We start from the raw sequence: 16,779 nt of genomic DNA on the forward strand, positions 1-16,779 counted from the left end.
TCGGCAACGGACCGCACCCCTTTCGTGACACGCCCAGGACGCGAAACGAAAGAGGTGCGGTTACAGCGGTTGTGGCTCGGGCTCCCTGCCTCAGGCGATGGGGCCGCGCGCCAGCTCGTACGCCGCGCCGACCCGGTACAGCCGATCGTCGGCCAGCGCCGGGGCCATGATCTGCAGACCCACCGGCAGCCCGTCGTCGGCGCTGAGGCCCGACGGCACCGACATGCCGCAGTGCCCGGCCAGGTTGGTGGGCAGGGTGCACAGGTCCGAGAGGTACATGGCGAGCGGGTCGTTGACCTTCTCGCCCAGCTTCCACGGGGTGAACGGGCTGGTCGGGGACACGAGCACGTCGACGGTCTCGTACGCGCGGTCGAAGTCGCGCGCGATGAGGGTGCGGACCTTGAGCGCCTGACCGTAGTAGGCGTCGTAGTAGCCCGCCGACAGCGCGTAGGTGCCGATCATGATGCGGCGCTTGACCTCCGGGCCGAACCCGGCCTCGCGGCTGAGCGACATGACCTGGTCGGCGCTGTGCGTGCCGTCGTCCCCGGCGCGCAGGCCGTACCGCATGGCGTCGAAGCGCGCCAGGTTGGACGACACCTCCGACGGCATGACCAGGTAGTAGGCCGCGAGCGCGTGCTCGAAGTTCGGGCAGGACACCTCGATGACCTCGGCCCCGAGATCCTTCAGCTGGGCCACGGCCGCGTCGAAGGACGCGATGACGCCGGGCTGGTAGCTGTCGGAGTGCAGTTCCTTGACGACGCCGACCTTCACGCCGGTCAGATCGCCCGTCATGCCCTGGCGAGCGGCGGCGACCACGGGCGCGACCGGCACGTTGCGCGAGGTGGAGTCGCGCGGGTCGTACCCGGCGATGACCTCGTGCAGCAGCGCGGTGTCCAGCACGGTGCGACCGCAGGGCCCGCCCTGATCGAGCGAGGACGCGCACGCGACCAGGCCGTACCGCGAGACCGTGCCGTAGGTGGGCTTGGTGCCGACGGTCGCGGTGACCGCGGCGGGCTGGCGGATCGAGCCGCCGGTGTCGGTGCCGATGGCCAGCGGGGCCTGGTACGAGGCCAGGGCCGCGGCCGAGCCGCCGCCGGAGCCGCCCGGAATACGGGTGGTGTCCCACGGGTTTCGGGTCGGGCCGTACGCGGAGTTCTCGGTGGAGGAGCCCATCGCGAACTCGTCCATGTTGGTCTTGCCGAGGATCGGGATGCCCGCCGCGCGCAGCTTGGTGGTCAGGGTGGCGTCGTACGGGGAGACCCAGCCCTCGAGGATCTTCGATCCACAGGTGGTGGGCATGTCCGTGGTCGTGAAAACGTCCTTGAGCGCCAAGGGAACACCCGCCAGCGCGGAGGCCACCTCGCCGCCGGCGATCGCGCGGTCCACCTCGGCGGCGGCCAGCAGCGCCTGCTCACCGGCCACGTGCAGGAAGGCGTTGATCTCGCCGTCGACCTCGGCGATCCGGGCGATGTGCGCCTCGGTCACCTCGACCGAGGAGACCTCGCGCGCGTGGATCTTCTCGGCCAGCGCGGACGCGTCCAGCTTGGTCAGGTCGGTCATTCGCCCTCTCCCAGAATCTGCGGAACCAGGAAGCGCTGCTCCTCGACGGCCGGTGCGGCCGCCAGGGCCTGCTCCGGAGTCAGACTGGGCTGCACCACATCCGGGCGCGTCACATTGGTCGCCGGATTCGGGGACGCGGTGGCGGGGACATCAGCAGCGGCGACCTCGGAGATGGACGCCACGTGGGTCAGGATGACATCCAGCTGACCGGCGTACAGATCGAGTTCGTCATCGGTCAAGGCAAGCCTGGACAACCGGGCGAGGTGTGCGACCTCGTCCCTGGAGATGGCGGGCACCGCGGGACCCCTTTCGGCAGGTTCGGGCGAGAGATTCGGCCGAGGACAGCCTAGCGACTCGTGACTGGCCGTCGGCCACAGGCTGTCGGCATACTGGGATACGGTCGATAGGTAACCGATCCGAAAGTGACCCACATCACTCACCTCGCTTCGATTCGATAACCAGCGATGGAGGGTGTAAATATTGCGGGACTCGGGTACCCGTCCGAAAGTTTCGGTCGCACAGGAAAGAAAGGAAGGCACGTGTCCTATTTGCTTCGCGTGCAACTTCCGGATCGTCCAGGCAGTCTCGGCTCACTCGCCCTCGCACTGGGTTCCGTAGGCGCCGATATCCTCTCCCTGGATGTCGTCGAACGCGGTGACGGTTTCGCGATCGACGACATAGTGGTCGAGGTTCCGACGGGCGCCCTCCCGGACACACTGATCACCGCGGCCGAGTCGCTGCACGACGTTCAGGTGGATTCGCTACGCCCGTACTCGGGCATGCTCGACACCCACCGCGAGCTCGAGCTCATCGACCAGGTCGCCAATGCCCGGGACGACCGGCTGCAGGTGCTGGTCGACGGTGTGCCCCGGGTGCTGCGCGTGGGCTGGAGCACGATCATCGACATGGGCCCTTCGGGTGCGTTCCGGGTGGTGGGCAGCCAGAGCGCGCCGTCCACGCAGGCCGCCAACGTGCCCTGGATGCCGCTGGAGAAGCCCGCCGCGCTCGACGGTGAAGCGGACTGGGTGCCGCAGCTGTGGAGCGACATGGATACCAAGCTGGCGGCCGCGCCGCTGGGCAACACGGGCAAGGTGCTGCTGCTGGGCCGCCCGGGCGGGCCGGATTTCCGGCCCTCGGAGGTCGCGCGCCTGGGCTATCTCGCCGGGATAGTGGCTACCGTTCTGGGCTGAGTCGCCGCTTCCCCCTTCTCTTTCGCGCGCCGGTGTGAGGTCATTCATACCGGCGCGTTTTGCTGTGCGCGACAGGTCTTTTCGCGCGGGTGCCGGAAACGCCCAGCCGATTCTCAGACTCTTCCTACTATCGGGCTACGTAGATTATCTACTATCTAGCTACGTAGAAGAGTCGACGATCGAGAGAGGCAACGACGCCCATGCAACAGTACCGATCACCCTCGACACCCCGCGCCCGGCGATTCTCGCTGACCGTGGCGCACCTGATCGGCGCGGCCGCCGCCGCGACCATCACCGCGGGCGCGGCTGGCGCCGAATCCCTGTCCCGGGGCGATGTTTCCCCGGGCAACTCCGGCGCCGCGGCCAATCGCCAGGCGCCCGCCGGGTCCGGTCCCGGCGGGCGGGACACCACCGGCGCGCACGCCATCGACCCGTTCGGCTACGGGCACACCGACCCGGGCTCCCTGGCGCAGGGGCAGCATCAGGACGCGCTGCGCGACTATCACGCGCGGCAGCGGCCCGCCCCGCGCACGCCCGCCGACGGCACCGGCGCGGCCACCTGGACGCCCACCGGTAACGCGGACGGCACCGGCTGGGCCGTGTGCCGCCCGCAGGCGAGCTGGTGCTGATCGTGCGACGACTACTCGGACCCCTCGTCATCGGCGCATTGGCCACCGCCGCACTGCCTTTCACCGGCGCGACCGCGCAGGCCCGCGGCATCGCCCCCGAACCCGACCGGACCTGCCTGTGGGACGGCGCGGCCTACCGCTCCGGCGCGACGGTCGTCGCGGGTGGCGACGCCTACCGCTGCGGCAGCCAGGCCGGCGCGCCGTACTGGTTCCGCACGGCCGCTCCCGGAGCGTCGAGCACGGTCGCCAATCCCGGCGCGTCCGGCGCGCCGCAGGGCCGATTCAGCGCGGGCGCACGGCAACCCGGCACGAGCTACAACGACTACTGCGTGGGCTACCAGCTGATCCCCGGCACCGACGACGTCTACCAGGTGGTGCGCCTGCCCGACGGGCGGATGCTCTGGAAGGCGGCCGCGCCGATCTCGCAGTGGGCGTTCGCCGCGAGCGGGCCGGATTCGGTGCGGCCCGCAGAGACCTGGCGCAGCACCAGTTCGTGCAACGACGGCAACATGGCCTGAGGCAGCACGGTCTCGCGCCGGGAGAGCGGTCGGCCGGATCGCCCGGTCAGCTGCCCGGCCCGATCGATCCGAGGCAGGGCCGGGTCGTGCTACGCGGGCGACGCGGCCTGATCGGGCCCGATCGCGAACCGCATCACGGTCAGTGGGAGGCCCGCCATGGTGAACCAATCCCGTTCCGGCACATGGGCGAACCCGATGCGGTCGTACATGCGCCGGGCATCGACCATGGCGGGCATGGTGGTCAGCACCACCGCATCGAAACCCTCGGCGCGGGCGATCTCGAAGACCGCGTCCACCAGCGCGGTCCCGACCCCGAGCCCGCGCGCGGCCTTGGCGACGGCGAGCATGCGGAACTCCAGCTCGCCGGGCCGGGCGATGTCGGCGAACGCGGTGCCGGGGCGGGCCACGGTCAGCGAGCCGACGATCTCGCCCTCGTGCACCGCGACCAGGATCTGCGCGGCCCGGGCACGCGCGGGCGTGTCGGCGAGCTCGGCGACGTACGCGCTGGCCGGGTTGATGAAGCCCTCACCCACGTAGGTGTCGACCGTGACCCGGCCGACCGCGTCGTACTCCCCGGCCCGCGCGTCGCGGATCTCGACGACGCCGTTCCGTGCACCCATGCTCACCACTCCGTCCACCTCACCGATTCCGAACGCCGACCCCCCACCGACGAGCGCCGCACCCGATTCGACCACGAACGCCACCGGCGACAACGCGGCGGTGTCGGGAATCGATTCCCGCACGGTGGAGGCACCGAGCGGGAATCGCGAGATGGGCTGGTGCCACGCGACCGGCGGGTGCCAACCGGCGCTACGGGACCGGTGGGCTACCGAGCGATCACGCGACCGCTTCGGGGCCGCCGTCGAGCAGGCGCTTGAAGCCTTCCTCGTCGAGGATGGGCACGCCCAGTTCCTCGGCCTTGGCGGCCTTGGAGCCGGGGGCGTCGCCGATCACCACGAAGGCGGTCTTCTTCGACACCGAGCCCGCGGCCTTGCCGCCGCGGACCAGGATCGCCTCCTTCGCGCCGTCGCGGGTGAAGTCCACGAGCGAACCCGTCACCACGATCGACAGGCCCTCGAGGTTCCGGGTGATCGACTCGTCGCGCTCGTCCGCCATCCGCACGCCGGCGGCGCGCCACTTGTCGACGATGTCGAGGTGCCACGGGACCGTCAGCCACTCCTCGAGCGCGGTGGCGATCGTGGGGCCGACACCGTCCACGGCGGCGAGTTCCTCGGCCGTGGCCTCCTGGATGCGCTCCATGCTGCCGAACGCCGACGCCAATGCCCGTGCGGCCGTTGGCCCTACGTGCCGGATCGACAGCGCCACCAGCACCCGCCACAGCGGGCGGTCCTTGGCCGACTCCAGGTTCTGCAGCAGCCGTTTGCCGTTCTGCGACAGCGTGCCGCTGTTGTTGGTGAACAGCGAGGTGGTCAGCAGTTTGGCTTCGTCCAGATCGAACAGGTCGCCCTCGTCGCCGATCGCGCCGGACTTCAGCAGATCGACCGCGGCCTCGTAGCCGAGCGCCTCGATGTCGAACGCGCCGCGCCCGGCCACGTGGTAGACGCGCTCGCGCAACTGGGCGGGGCAGAACCTCTGGTTCGGGCAGCGGATGTCGGCGTCGCCCTCCTTGGCCGGGGCCAGTTCGGTACCGCACTCCGGGCACAGGGTCGGCATGACGAACTCGCGTTCGTCCCCGGTGCGGGCGTCGACCACCGGGCCGAGCACCTCGGGAATCACGTCGCCGGCCTTGCGAATGGTGACGGTGTCGCCGATCAGCACGCCCTTGCGCTTGACCTCGGAGGCATTGTGCAGGGTGGCCATCGAGACGGTGGAGCCCGCGACGGTGACCGGGGCCATGACCGCGAACGGCGTCACCCGCCCGGTGCGCCCGACGTTCACCTGGATGTCCAGGAGCTTGGTCGTCACCTCCTCGGGCGGGTACTTGTAGGCGATGGCCCAGCGCGGCGCGCGCGAGGTCGCGCCGAGCCGGCGCTGCAGCGCGAAATCGTCGACTTTGACGACCTGACCGTCGATTTCGTGCTCGATGTCGTGCCGGTGCACACCCCAGTAGGCGACGCGGTCCAGCACCGCCTGCACGCCCTGGACCCGTACCGTGTGCGCGGACACCGGCAGGCCCCAGGCCGCCAGCGCCCGGTACGCCTCGTGCTGGGAGGCCGCGGTGAAGCCCACCAGCCTGCCGAAGCCGTGGCAGATCATGCGCAGCCGGCGGCGCGCGGTGACCGCCGGATCCTTCTGCCGCAGCGACCCGGCGGCGGTGTTGCGCGGATTGGCGTACGGCGCTTTGCCTTCCGCGACGATCGAGGCGTTCAGGTTCGCGAAGTCCTCGAGCGTCATGTACGCCTCGCCGCGCACCTCGAGCAGTTCGGGGACGGGGAACTCGGCGGTGCCGGTCAGCGTGTGCGGGATGTCGTCGATGGTGCGGGCGTTGAGGGTGACGTCCTCACCGGTCGTGCCGTCGCCGCGGGTCGCGCCGCGCACCAGCCTGCCGTTCTCGTAGACGAGGTTGAGGGCGACGCCGTCGATCTTGACCTCGCACACGAAGTGCGTGTCCGCGCCGGTCTCGGTCTCCACGCGCGCCACCCAGGCGCGCATCTCCTCTTCGTTGAAGACGTTGTCGAGCGAGTACATGCGCTCGAGGTGATCGACCGGCGCGAACTCGGTGGTGAAACCGCCGCCGACGACCTGGGTCGGGGAATCCGGGGTGCGCAGATCCGGATGAGCCTCCTCGAGCGCGCTCAGGCGCTGGAAGAGCTCGTCGAACTGGCCGTCGGAGATGGTGGGTGCGTCCCGGACGTAGTACCGGAACTGGTGATCGCGCACCTGCTCGGCCAGTTGCTGCCACTGCACGCGCTCGTCGCCACTCGCCGGGGTGATCTCGATTTCCGATTCGCTCACAACCCCTACGATAGTCCAGGCCACCGACAGGTTCGTGCGACATTCCCGCACGTCGGGGCGCATTTTTCGAAGAATTTCGGAGCCTGTTCGCGGCCGGCGGCGGGTCGCCCAGCCCCGGTGCCCGGGTCCGTATTCGGCTCTCGCGGGCGCGATTTCGCGGTCGCGCGACGGCGGTGTTCCGACCGCGGGCGCGAAGACAGCGGAACTCGCGGCTGGCCGGGCGGCCCGGTGTCGTGTTGGCTGTCGGCGTGGAGTCCGTGGGGTCGAAGACATCGGTGAAGTTCGCGAAATCCAAGGGTGTGCGCATCGCCGCCGAGGTGCTCGGGTGGGGCGCGGTGGCGGCCGGGGCGCTCGGAATCGGTGTGCACTTCAGTCGATCCGACGCCCAGCCGCTGGTGCTCGCGGCCTCGCTCGCGCCGTATCTGATGGGTTGCGCGCTGGTGGGCGCGGCGGTGTTCGGGATCGCGCGGCGCTGGGCCGGAGCCGGAATCGCGGTCGCGGTGCTGGGTGTCGCCGTGGCGACACAGGTTCCGCTGTTCGCCGGCGATCCGGCGGGTGAGGGGCCCGAGATCACGGTCATGCAGGCGAATCTGCTGTTCGACGGGGCGGATCCGGGGGTGCTGGTCGAACAGGTCCGGAAGCGGAACGTCACGCTGCTGACCGTCAACGAACTCACCGCGCCCGCGATCGCGGACCTCGAACGGGCGGGGCTGGATCGGCTGCTGCCGCACAGGTACGTCTCCCCCGCGAAAACCGCTGCCGGAACCGGGATCTGGAGCGCGTATCCGCTCACCGACACCGTCGAGTACGACGGCTACATCCTCAATCAGCTCTCGGCGACCGCGACCCTGCCCGGGATCGGCCCGGTGACCGTGTTCGCCCTGCACCCCGTCCCGCCGGTCTACGGCACCGAGGTCTGGGCCGACGAGCTGACCCGGCTGCGCGTCATCCTCGACGCGGCGCCGGCCAGCCGGCCCGTCATCGCGGGCGGCGATCTGAACGCCACTTACAACCACGCGCAGTATCGCGCAATGGTTTCCGGCCGCTACGCCGACGCCGCCGAACAGACCGGAGCCGGCTACCTGCGCACCTATCCGACCGACAAGCCCTGGCCGCCGCTGGTAGGCATCGACCACATCCTGCTCTCCGGGGCGCGTGCGGCGGCGGTGGAAACCGTCGAGTTGCCGGGCGCGGATCACCGCGCGCTCGTGGCTCGAATCCATCTGGAGCCCCGTTAATCCGGTGTGTCGCGGACTCGCGCCGGTGTGTCGTGTTCACCGGGACGGTTGTCCGAAAGGTGAGAGTCGCATTTCGGGCCCGCTACCGGCAGGATGACCAGGGTGTTGCGCAGTTTTCAGGTGACGAACCACCGATCCCTCGCCGAGCCGCAGGAGCTGCGACTCACCCGCGGCAATGGCCCGGTTGCCGCCCCGGTCACCGCCGTATACGGTGCGGCCGCCACCGGCAAGACCGGGCTGGTCGACGCCCTGGACCGCATGCGTGACGCGGTGCTGAACTCGGTCACCGGGTGGGACCCGTTCTCCGGGCCCGTCCGGACCCCGCATCTCGGATTCGCGGACCGCCCTTCGGAATTCGTGGCGCACTTCGTCGCCGAGGGATGCCCCTATACCTACGGGTTCAAACTCGACAACGCCGATGTGAGCGCGGAATGGCTGCACTCGCATCCGCACAACCGCAAGCGCGTGGTCTTCGACCGGCACGGCGACGACATCCGCATCGGGCCCATGTTCGAGGCCGCCCGCTACGGGCTGGGCGCGGTGGTGCCGCTGGTGCGGCCGAATGCCCTGCTGCTCAGCCTGTCCGGGCAGCTGTACGCCGAACCGCTGGTCCCGGCCTACCGATGGTTCCAGTCGCTGCTGGAAGTGCAGGTGGGGCAACCGGATCCGAGCGACATCGCGCATCGGGTCGGCGCGCACATCTCGCGCTCCACCGAGCACGCCATGCGGTTGCTGACGCTGTTGCGCGGGGCCGATCTCGGCATCACCGATCTGCTGCTGCCCGAGGACGATCCCATGTACGCGGATTACCTGCGGGATCTGGACACCGATATCGCCGCCACCACCAAGGAGGTCGAGAACTGCACCATCTCGGCCAATTACGCCGAGGAGATGTTCCTCGAGCACGGCATCACGGTGACGCTGCTGCGGCGCGAGCTGGCCAACCTGTACGCCGCGCGCGACGCGCTGTACTCGCGCATGGTCGCGCGGCGCGGGGTGGGCCTCGGGCTGTCCCACGAGGGGATCGAGACGGCGTTCGACATCACCGACGAGTCCAGCGCGACGCTGTCGATGCTGCGGCTGCTGCCGCCGATGCTCGACGCCCTGGACGCGGGCGGTGTCCTCGCGGTCGACGACATCGACGCGCACCTGACCCCCGAGGTGGCGGATCGCCTGATCCAGCTGTTCCAGAATCCGGAGACGAACACCCAGGGCGCGCAACTGGTGTTCACGACCGCGAACCGCAGCCTGATCGATCGAGGGAACGGGCGGTCGCAGAGCAAGCGGACGACGGTGTGGCAGTTGCGGCGCGGGGAGTTCGGGATCACGGACCTCACTCCGCAGTGAGGTAGACGCCCGCGCCTGCGGGGCGGGGTCCGGAAACGGACATCGAGGGGCCTAGCATGGGGTTCATGCTGGAGCTTGCGTTCGTCGTGTTGCTCGTTGGTGTGCTCGTCGCGTCGCTCATGTACTACCGGCGGGCGCGGGACGGCGCGCCGCTGGGGGCGAACGCCGAAGAGGGGACGTTGTACGTCCACGGGGTCAGTCCGCATCCGCAGGTGACCGGGGAGCAGTACGTCACGCTCACCGGGACCATTTCGGGACCGTCGGTGGTCGCGCACGAGGTGTACGGGCGATTCGCCTGGGATACCGCGCAGTGGCCCTCGATCGGCGATCAGATCGCGGTCGTGTACCCGGCGGGGAAGCCGGACAGCTGGTCCATCGCGCATCCGGGGGCGCGGCCGTACTTCGGGTCCAAGCAGTCGCGGGAGCAGCAGGGGCCGGGTCAGCAGGGCTTCCCGCAGCACGAGCAGCTGAACCAGGGCCCGGTCGGCGGGCCCGGTCAGGACCCGCTCGGCAAACCCGATCAGCCGGGCCAGGACCCGTTCCGCAAGCCCGACCAGCCGGGCGACCAGCGGTACTGAGGCCCGACCGGCGGGGTGCGGCTCGCCGGCGCTGCCGAACCGGTGTCCAGCCGACGTCGGCGCGCGCCGACGATTCGTCCGTCGGCGACTACGTTCAGGGTGCCGGTGATCCTGTGCGGTCGATCAGCGAGTCGGTACCGGGTCGGTGAAGTCGAGGGACTCGGGCTCGTCGGCGTAGACCGCCGCCGTCTCGGTCGCCAGGGTCAGGGCCTTGCGGGCCCAGTCCAGCGACGCACCGGCGAGACCGCAGGCGGGTGAGACCAGGATCTGGTCGGCGAGCAGGCGGCGGGAGAAGCCGAGGCGATCCATCAGGCGCACACCGGGTTCGGCGACATCGCGCCAGGTGATCGGGACCTCGGGCGGCGTGGTCGGGACCAGGCCGAGCACCAGATGCCTGCCGTCGTCGAGCAATTCGCCGATGCGGTCGAGGTCGGAAACGCCGATCGCGGCCATGTCGAAGGCGACGCCGGCGGCCGCGGTCTTGCGCAGGAAGCCGAGCGCCGGGGTCGACGAACAGCTGTGCAGCAGAACCGGTCCGGGCTGGGCGGTGATGACCGTGTCGAGAATGTGCAGCGCCTCCGGTTCGGGGACGGCGCGCACGGTGTTCAGGACGCTGACCCCGCGCAGGGTGCCGTCCAGCACCCGGCTCAGCAGCGGTTCGTCCAGCTGGAGCAGAACTTTCGCGCCGAGCCGCTTCTCGACCTCGGCGACGTGGCGCGCGAGGCCCTCGGTGAGCGACTCCGAAAGATCGCGCACCGCACCGGAATCGGTGAGCACCCGGTGCCCGTGCGGCAGCTCCACCTCCGCCGCCAATGTGAGCGGACCGGTGACCTGGAGTTTGACCGTTCGCCCGGCGCCCGCGAGACCCGCTGTCTCCCAGGCTTCTTCGAGCCGGTCCAGATCCTCACGCAGGAGATCGTGCGCGCGCCGCGCCACCGCGCCCGGCCGGACCGCGAGCTTGTACCCGCGCGTGGTGCCGTCGAAGCGCATGTCCACCAGCAGCGGCGACACCCGGCCGATCATGTCGGCCCCGACGCCCCGGGCGGGCAGCTCCACCAGATGCGGCAGGCCGCCGAGTTCCCCGACCACGGTCGCGGCGGACTCGCGCGCGTCGACGCCGGGCCAGGAGCCCATGCCGGTCGCGATGCCGCCGCGCAGCACCGAAACCCCGTCGTCGACGTCACTCATCCGCGCCACCACCGTTCACTCGGTCGTACCCGATATTTCGCAGCCGCCCGGTGACGACTACGCGAACCTTCGCACAGGCCCGCATCCGTGCGACGGACCGGGCACGCTATTTCGGAGAACAGCCGCCGGACCCGTACTCACAGCGCTCCCGTTCCGCCTGTTCGCGCCGCGCGGCCGCGGTCCATTGTGCTCAGGACATGAATCCCGGCCAAATGCGCGGCCGGAGAGACCCCGGGTGGACGAATTTCGTGCCGGTCGAGCGCGGGCACGGGACCGGGCGGCGAACATGTCCGTTCACACGCGGTACGGCGCGGTCACGACGCCGCCCAACTCGCGGCGGCCCCGCGGTCGACCCGACTCCCGGCTACGCCTTGTCGGCGACCAATTCCCCCGCGTACGAATGCCGTTCGCGATCGGTGCCGGAGATCGTGCCGCTGCCGAGGACCTCGTCACCGTCAGTGTCCGGGCGGTAGAGGACCACGGCCTGGCCGCGGGCCACGCCGGTGAGGGGCTCGCGCAGGCGGACCACCAGGCCGTCGCCGTCGGGTTCGGCCACCGCGGGGGCGGTGCCGCCGTGGGCGCGGACCTGGGCCACGCACTCGACCGGGCCGTCCGGGGTCTCCCCGGAGGTCCAGATCGCGCGGTCGGCCAGCACGGTCCAGACCTCGAGGTCCTGCGCCGAGCCGACGGTCACGACGCCGGAGTCGGGATCGATGCCGGTGACGTAGCGCGGCTTGCCGTCGGCGGCGGGACCGGGCAGACCCAGGCCCTTGCGCTGGCCGATGGTGAACTCGTGCACGCCCTTGTGCTCGCCGAGCTTGGTGCCGTCCGCGTCGAGCACGGCGCCGGGGCGGATGCCGATCTTCGCGCCCAGGAACGCCTGGGTGTCGCCCGAGGGAATGAAGCAGATGTCGTGACTGTCCGGCTTGTTCGCGACCGCGAGCCCGCGCTCGGCGGCCTCCTCGCGAATCGCCGGCTTCGGGGTGTCGCCGACCGGGAACATCGCGCGCGAAAGCTGATCCGCGGTGAGCACCGCGAGCACGTACGACTGATCCTTGTCCGCGTCCACCGCGCGGCGCAGCACGCCGTCCTCGAGCCGCGCGTAGTGCCCGGTCACCACGGCGTCGAAGCCGAGGGCGACCGCGCGATCGGCCAGCGCCGAGAACTTGATCTTCTCGTTGCAGCGCAGGCACGGGTTCGGGGTCTCCCCCGCGGCGTACGCGGCGACGAAGTCGTCGATGACGTCTTCCTTGAAGCGGTCGGCGAAATCCCAGACGTAGAACGGGATTCCGAGCACGTCGGCGGCCCGGCGGGCGTCACCGGCGTCCTCCTTGGAGCAGCAACCGCGCGATCCGGTGCGCAGCGTGCCCGGCGAGGCGGACAGCGCCAGGTGCACGCCCACCACCTCGTGTCCGGCGTCCACGGCGCGGGCGGCCGCGACCGCGGAATCCACACCACCACTCATCGCGGCAAGTACTCGCATCAGAAGCCTCCTTTCGCCCCGGCCATGCCGGCCGCCTTCGCCCTTTCGACGACCTGCGGCAGCGCGGCCAGCGCGGCGTCGATATCGGCGTCGGTCGAGTTGTGTCCCAAGGTGAATCGCAGCGACCCGCGCGCCAGCCGCGGTTCCACACCCATGGCGAGCAGCACATGGCTGGGTCCGGCGACACCGGCGTTGCAGGCCGATCCGGTCGAGCATTCGATCCCGGCGGCGTCCAGCAGCATGAGCAGCGAATCGCCCTCGCAGCCGGGGAACGTGAAGTGGGCGTTGCCCGGCAGGCGTCGCTCGCCGGTCGCGCCGTTGAGGATGGCGTCGGGCACCAGGGCCCGGACGCCGTCGATGAGCCGATCCCGCAGCCGCTCCAATTCGACCGTGCGAACGGTCATTCCGGCGACGGTCTCGCTGACAGCCGCCGCGAGCCCCACCGCCGCGGGCACGTCGGAGGTGCCCGAACGCACGTCGCGTTCGTGCCCGCCGCCGTGCAGCAGCGGCACCGCGGTGACCTGACGGCCCAGCAGCAGCACGCCGACCCCGTGCGGCCCGCCGACCTTGTGGCCGGCGAAACTCGCGGCGGCCAAACCACTGCGGCCGAAATCGATGGGGAGCTGCGCCGCCGCCTGGACCGCGTCGCTGTGCATGGGCACGTCGAATTCCTGTGCCACGGCGGCCAAGTCGAGGATCGGCTGAATCGTGCCGACCTCGTTGTTGGCCCACATGATGCTCACCAGCGCCACCTCGTCGGCGTGCGCGGCGAGCGCTTCGCGCAGCACGCGCGGGGTGATGATGCCGTCGGCGTCGGCCTCGAGCCAGGTGACGCTCGCGCCCTCGTGCGCCTCGAGCCATTCCACGGTGTCGATCACCGCGTGATGCTCGACCGAACTCGCCAGGATCCGGGTGCGCCGGGGATCGGCGTCCCGCCGGGCCCAGTAGATCCCCTTGACCGCGAGGTTGTCGCTCTCGGTCCCGCCGGATGTGAAGATCACTTCCGAGGGCCGGGCGCCGAGTCCCGCCGCGATGGATTCGCGCGCTTCCTCGAGCAGCCGCCGCGCCGCGCGCCCCGACCCGTGCAGCGACGAGGCGTTACCGCCCGACCCGAGCACAGCGGTCATCGCCTCGACGGCGACCGGGAACATGGGAGTAGTGGCCGCGTGATCGAGGTAGACCGTCTGGGCACCGATGGACCCCGGGAAAGCCGACTTCATGACTGATAAAGGATAGCCGCCGCCGTCTCGCCGATATTCCCGCCGTACCCGCCGGCACCACAACCCCACCCCGATACCTCCGCCACGTCGACCCGCACAGCAGCAAGACAACCACAATCGGGGCTTGCGCCGCCCCTCCGGCCGGGTCCGCGCGGGCGGTCGGCGCCTCCCGTCGCGTCCGGGCGGAATGCGCTCGCGACGGGGGCGGGAGCGGTGATCTGTCGTTACGGTGGGCTGCGTACCGACTACCGACCCGGGCAGGTTCCCGGGCTCCGAAAGGGTGACCGAGTTGATCGAGGATCGGCGGCCTGTCCCGGCCGGAACCACCCGTGTGCTGCTCGCGGCGCGCACGCACGCGCCCGCGCATCTGGGTGCGTTCCTGCTCGCGCCCTCCGGCACACGGCACGACGACACCGACTTCGTCTTCGGCGCGAAACGCGAGGCCCCGGGCGTGCGCTCGCTGGACCCGGAACCGGGCGTGTTCTCCGCGCTCGCGCTGGATCTCGAGCGGATTCCCGCCGATGTCTCCACGGTGCGGGTGGTGCTGGGCCTGGACAATCCCCACGGGACGTTCGACGCCGAGACCGCGATCATCGAGGTCGGTGACGATCGCGGCACGATCGGCCACAGCTACAAGCTCTCCGACCTCGGCGACGTCAGCGCACTGATCGCGGTCGACATCGAACGCGTGGACCACCGCTGGCAGGTCGTCGATCGCGGTCGCGGCCACGCCGGCGGCTTCATCGGGCTGATGGCGCAGCACCACGTGTTCCTCGAAGGCGCGTCGGTGCGCGTGCAGCCGCCGAGCGAGGCCGTCATCGACATCACGCATCCGCTCGCGCTCGACCCCGGTCAGACCATTCGGCTGCGCACGGGCACCGGCGAGAGTCTCGATCACGTCCAGATGAGCGTCGGATGGGATCCGTCGGCGCCGCTCGAGGTCACCACCCCGGCATCCGAGCACATCGATCTCGATTCCGCGGCACTGCTTTTCGACCACAGCCACCATCTGCTCGATGTCGTGTACTTCGCCCAGCTCATGTCCAAGGACGGCTCGGTCCGGCATCTGGGCGACGATCTGACCGGGCACGGCACCGGCGAGGGCGAGATCATCACCGCCGACCTCGCGCGCATCCACGGTCAGGTCGCGACGGTCGTGCTGATCGTAACCTCGTACGGCGGGCACACTTTCGACACGATCGGCAACGCGCACTGCCGCCTCTCGGACAGCGTTCGCGGTGTAGAACTCGCGCATTTCGATCTCGCGGGCGGCGGCCCGCACACCGGGCTCGTGCTGGGAAAGCTCTACCGCACCCGGTCCGGCTGGAAACTGCAGGCCATCGGCGACCCGATCGTGGCCACCCACCCCGGCGAAGCGCTCCCCCAGCTCACGAAGTACCTGGCCTGAGCCCTGCGGTGCGGCCGGGCACAGCGCGCTGAGCGGTACTGCCCGCCCGCGCGCGGCAGGTGCGATGGTTCCGCACCCGCCGTCGCGCCCGGGCATCGGTGCAGCGGCGAGATCAATCCTCGCTGGTCGTGGTCAGGCCGGTGGTGCCGTGCAGGCTCAGGGCGGTAACGGTGAGCACGGTCCCGCCTATCACCAGGAAACCGACTATCGCGGCGAGGACGCGCGGGGAACGCAGGCGAGCGATGGTGCGGCGGACGATCGATGTCATGACGGCCCACTCGCCGTGCTTGGAAAGGACCGGATCGATGTGGATCTCGACCCGATCCCCGGAGCGCAAGGCCCCCGACTCTGGGCTCACCGAACTGACTGCCGTTGAACGACGCTCGGTCACCACAACCACCGGTTCAACACAGGCTCTGCAGCAACATCTTTCGACCATGGCCCGCGGCAGGTTTATCGCCTGGAAGCGCGCAATCGTTCGGCATCAAGAACATGGCGGCGGGTTCGAGTGCCCGAGTTCGCCGAACGTCCCAGGCATACGCGCTCAACGAGTTCAGTCTGGCGGTCTTGTGGGCTGTCACCAATCTCGATGAGGCTCTGCTCGATGACGACAGGGTCCTCGCCGCGACTACGGACCGGATGACCGGACTCGGACGCCGGCTGGACTCACCCCCAAGTCCGGAGCTCGGTGCCGAGTTATCTGCCGTCCTGGCTGTTTTTCGACCACAAGTATCGATACCTTCGGCAGACAGCCGCCGTGTTCACAACAGCCGCAGCCGCGCCAACTCGCGCATTGGGCGCAGCACCACAGCATCCTCATCGGCGCCGGCCAACTCGCCCGATCCGGGAGCCGGGTGCGGGCGTGCTCGCCGCGCGGGTTCGACAACCGGGCCGACTTCGACGTGTGGACGCGGAGGCCGGCCCCACTCCCCCGGGCTTTCCCGGTCGACGAGGCGTCGCGCGGCGGTCGCGGTGCGCACCGCGACCGACCCGAACCCTTCCCTAGAACCCAACCCGACGTCATCCACAGGTGCGCGACAAACGCGGACAGACAACCCAGCCCGAGCCGTCGCCGCGCGCCGTGCGATTCCAGGTCGCGGAGTTCGAGCCACCGCGTCGCTCGACGCCGACGCCCGCCCCGGGTTTTCCGTACGCCTCGTTGTAGTAGTCACGACGGGCATCGTCATGCTCGTCCTGCATACCCGGATTCGAGTCCCGATGGTGAATCCCCTGACGATCGACGTGATGCTGTCCCGTGGTGTCGCGATGCCCCCTGCCACCGGGCTCGGCATGCGCCGGTCCCGCGCCGGCCAAGGCGATCCCCGCCAACGCGACGGTGAACGCCATAGCGGCCAACAGGCCGTGTGCCCGACCGAAGTGTGCGTCAGTAGCCATGTGTTCGCTCCATTCCAGAAAGCCGTACGTGTGGTAGCGGCGGCAACATCTTCTTCCTTGTCTATCGTGCCGTTGAATAGCGGCACGTTGAATAGTGTTGCACTATCTA

At 70.0% G+C, this 16,779-nt stretch carries 16 protein-coding genes; 7 read left to right on the forward strand and 9 right to left on the reverse strand.

Annotated elements, in window-relative coordinates; all coding sequences use genetic code 11:
- Positions 1-90 precede the first annotated feature (90 nt).
- Both gatA and gatC read right to left on the reverse strand, forming a co-directional pair.
- On the reverse strand, positions 91-1,560 hold the full coding sequence (gene gatA / locus ACWDOP_RS14830) for an Asp-tRNA(Asn)/Glu-tRNA(Gln) amidotransferase subunit GatA (RefSeq protein WP_456345502.1): 1,470 nt from the start codon (positions 1,558-1,560) through the stop codon (positions 91-93).
- On the reverse strand, positions 1,557-1,856 hold the full coding sequence (gene gatC / locus ACWDOP_RS14835) for an Asp-tRNA(Asn)/Glu-tRNA(Gln) amidotransferase subunit GatC (RefSeq protein WP_354985145.1): 300 nt from the start codon (positions 1,854-1,856) through the stop codon (positions 1,557-1,559). The genes gatA and gatC overlap by 4 nt, the downstream gene beginning before the upstream one ends.
- Positions 1,857-2,099: 243 nt before the next feature.
- On the opposite strand from gatC, the gene ACWDOP_RS14840 reads away from it, so the two are divergent.
- From ACWDOP_RS14840 to ACWDOP_RS14850, 3 genes are all read left to right on the forward strand, one after another.
- Positions 2,100-2,750: an ACT domain-containing protein gene (locus tag ACWDOP_RS14840; protein WP_354985144.1), complete on the forward strand. Its 651-nt coding sequence runs from the start codon at positions 2,100-2,102 to the stop codon at positions 2,748-2,750.
- Between the two features lie 200 nt (positions 2,751-2,950).
- The gene (locus ACWDOP_RS14845; RefSeq protein WP_456345503.1) at positions 2,951-3,379 is read left to right on the forward strand and encodes a hypothetical protein; all 429 of its coding nucleotides are present in this window, start codon (positions 2,951-2,953) and stop codon (positions 3,377-3,379) included.
- Positions 3,352-3,897, forward strand: a complete 546-nt coding sequence (locus ACWDOP_RS14850; RefSeq protein ID WP_456345504.1) for a hypothetical protein — start codon at positions 3,352-3,354, stop codon at positions 3,895-3,897. The genes ACWDOP_RS14845 and ACWDOP_RS14850 overlap by 28 nt, the downstream gene beginning before the upstream one ends.
- A gap of 89 nt (positions 3,898-3,986) precedes the next feature.
- Here ACWDOP_RS14850 and ACWDOP_RS14855 read toward each other — a convergent pair whose 3' ends face one another.
- Together ACWDOP_RS14855 and ligA are read right to left on the reverse strand one after the other, a co-directional pair.
- Positions 3,987-4,517, reverse strand: coding sequence for a GNAT family N-acetyltransferase (locus ACWDOP_RS14855; protein WP_454203357.1), 531 nt, complete (start codon positions 4,515-4,517; stop codon positions 3,987-3,989).
- A gap of 217 nt (positions 4,518-4,734) precedes the next feature.
- Positions 4,735-6,813: an NAD-dependent DNA ligase LigA gene (ligA, locus tag ACWDOP_RS14860; protein WP_456345505.1), complete on the reverse strand. Its 2,079-nt coding sequence runs from the start codon at positions 6,811-6,813 to the stop codon at positions 4,735-4,737.
- Positions 6,814-7,088: 275 nt separating this feature from the next.
- Between ligA and ACWDOP_RS14865 the strand changes: the two genes are divergently transcribed.
- From ACWDOP_RS14865 to ACWDOP_RS14875, 3 genes are all read left to right on the forward strand, one after another.
- Positions 7,089-8,051 (forward strand): endonuclease/exonuclease/phosphatase family protein, encoded by a 963-nt coding sequence (locus tag ACWDOP_RS14865; protein ID WP_456345506.1) that lies wholly within the window; start codon positions 7,089-7,091, stop codon positions 8,049-8,051.
- 120 nt (positions 8,052-8,171) lie between these two features.
- Positions 8,172-9,398: an AAA family ATPase gene (locus tag ACWDOP_RS14870; protein WP_454203354.1), complete on the forward strand. Its 1,227-nt coding sequence runs from the start codon at positions 8,172-8,174 to the stop codon at positions 9,396-9,398.
- A 65-nt stretch (positions 9,399-9,463) separates the two neighbouring features.
- Positions 9,464-9,976 carry a hypothetical protein gene (locus tag ACWDOP_RS14875; RefSeq protein WP_456345507.1) on the forward strand — a complete coding sequence of 171 codons (513 nt, stop codon included), beginning with the start codon at positions 9,464-9,466 and terminating at the stop codon, positions 9,974-9,976.
- Positions 9,977-10,099: 123 nt separating this feature from the next.
- On the opposite strand, the gene ACWDOP_RS14880 is transcribed toward ACWDOP_RS14875, so the two are convergent.
- From ACWDOP_RS14880 to ACWDOP_RS14890, 3 genes are all read right to left on the reverse strand, one after another.
- Positions 10,100-11,164 carry a methionine synthase gene (locus ACWDOP_RS14880; protein WP_456345508.1) on the reverse strand — a complete coding sequence of 355 codons (1,065 nt, stop codon included), beginning with the start codon at positions 11,162-11,164 and terminating at the stop codon, positions 10,100-10,102.
- 364 nt (positions 11,165-11,528) lie between these two features.
- Positions 11,529-12,647, reverse strand: coding sequence for a tRNA 2-thiouridine(34) synthase MnmA (gene mnmA / locus ACWDOP_RS14885; protein ID WP_456345509.1), 1,119 nt, complete (start codon positions 12,645-12,647; stop codon positions 11,529-11,531).
- A complete protein-coding gene (locus ACWDOP_RS14890; RefSeq protein ID WP_456345510.1) occupies positions 12,647-13,867 on the reverse strand; it encodes a cysteine desulfurase family protein in 1,221 nt (406 codons plus the stop codon). The genes mnmA and ACWDOP_RS14890 overlap by 1 nt, the downstream gene beginning before the upstream one ends.
- Before the next feature lie 280 nt (positions 13,868-14,147).
- Here ACWDOP_RS14890 and ACWDOP_RS14895 point away from each other — a divergent pair, with 280 nt between their 5' ends.
- Positions 14,148-15,275: a TerD family protein gene (locus ACWDOP_RS14895; RefSeq protein ID WP_456345511.1), complete on the forward strand. Its 1,128-nt coding sequence runs from the start codon at positions 14,148-14,150 to the stop codon at positions 15,273-15,275.
- A 112-nt stretch (positions 15,276-15,387) separates the two neighbouring features.
- Here the strand turns inward: ACWDOP_RS14895 and ACWDOP_RS14900 are convergent, their stop codons facing one another.
- Positions 15,388-15,612, reverse strand: coding sequence for a hypothetical protein (locus tag ACWDOP_RS14900; RefSeq protein WP_456345512.1), 225 nt, complete (start codon positions 15,610-15,612; stop codon positions 15,388-15,390).
- Between the two features lie 683 nt (positions 15,613-16,295).
- Positions 16,296-16,670: a hypothetical protein gene (locus ACWDOP_RS14905; RefSeq protein WP_456345513.1), complete on the reverse strand. Its 375-nt coding sequence runs from the start codon at positions 16,668-16,670 to the stop codon at positions 16,296-16,298.
- Positions 16,671-16,779 lie beyond the last annotated feature (109 nt).

This window comes from Nocardia sp. NPDC003693, from assembly GCF_053981095.1.

Excerpts from the sequence above, each read along its gene's own strand:
- gatA (WP_456345502.1), bottom strand. The coding sequence starts at position 1,560 with ATGACCGACCTGACCAAGCTGGACGCGTCCGCGCTGGCCGAGAAGATC.
- ACWDOP_RS14845 (WP_456345503.1), top strand. The coding sequence starts at position 2,951 with ATGCAACAGTACCGATCACCCTCGACACCCCGCGCCCGGCGATTCTCG.
- ACWDOP_RS14855 (WP_454203357.1), bottom strand. The coding sequence starts at position 4,517 with ATGGGTGCACGGAACGGCGTCGTCGAGATCCGCGACGCGCGGGCCGGG.
- ACWDOP_RS14875 (WP_456345507.1), top strand. The coding sequence starts at position 9,464 with ATGCTGGAGCTTGCGTTCGTCGTGTTGCTCGTTGGTGTGCTCGTCGCG.
- ACWDOP_RS14880 (WP_456345508.1), bottom strand. The coding sequence starts at position 11,164 with ATGAGTGACGTCGACGACGGGGTTTCGGTGCTGCGCGGCGGCATCGCG.
- mnmA (WP_456345509.1), bottom strand. The coding sequence starts at position 12,647 with ATGCGAGTACTTGCCGCGATGAGTGGTGGTGTGGATTCCGCGGTCGCG.
- ACWDOP_RS14890 (WP_456345510.1), bottom strand. The coding sequence starts at position 13,867 with ATGAAGTCGGCTTTCCCGGGGTCCATCGGTGCCCAGACGGTCTACCTC.
- ACWDOP_RS14905 (WP_456345513.1), bottom strand. The coding sequence starts at position 16,670 with ATGGCTACTGACGCACACTTCGGTCGGGCACACGGCCTGTTGGCCGCT.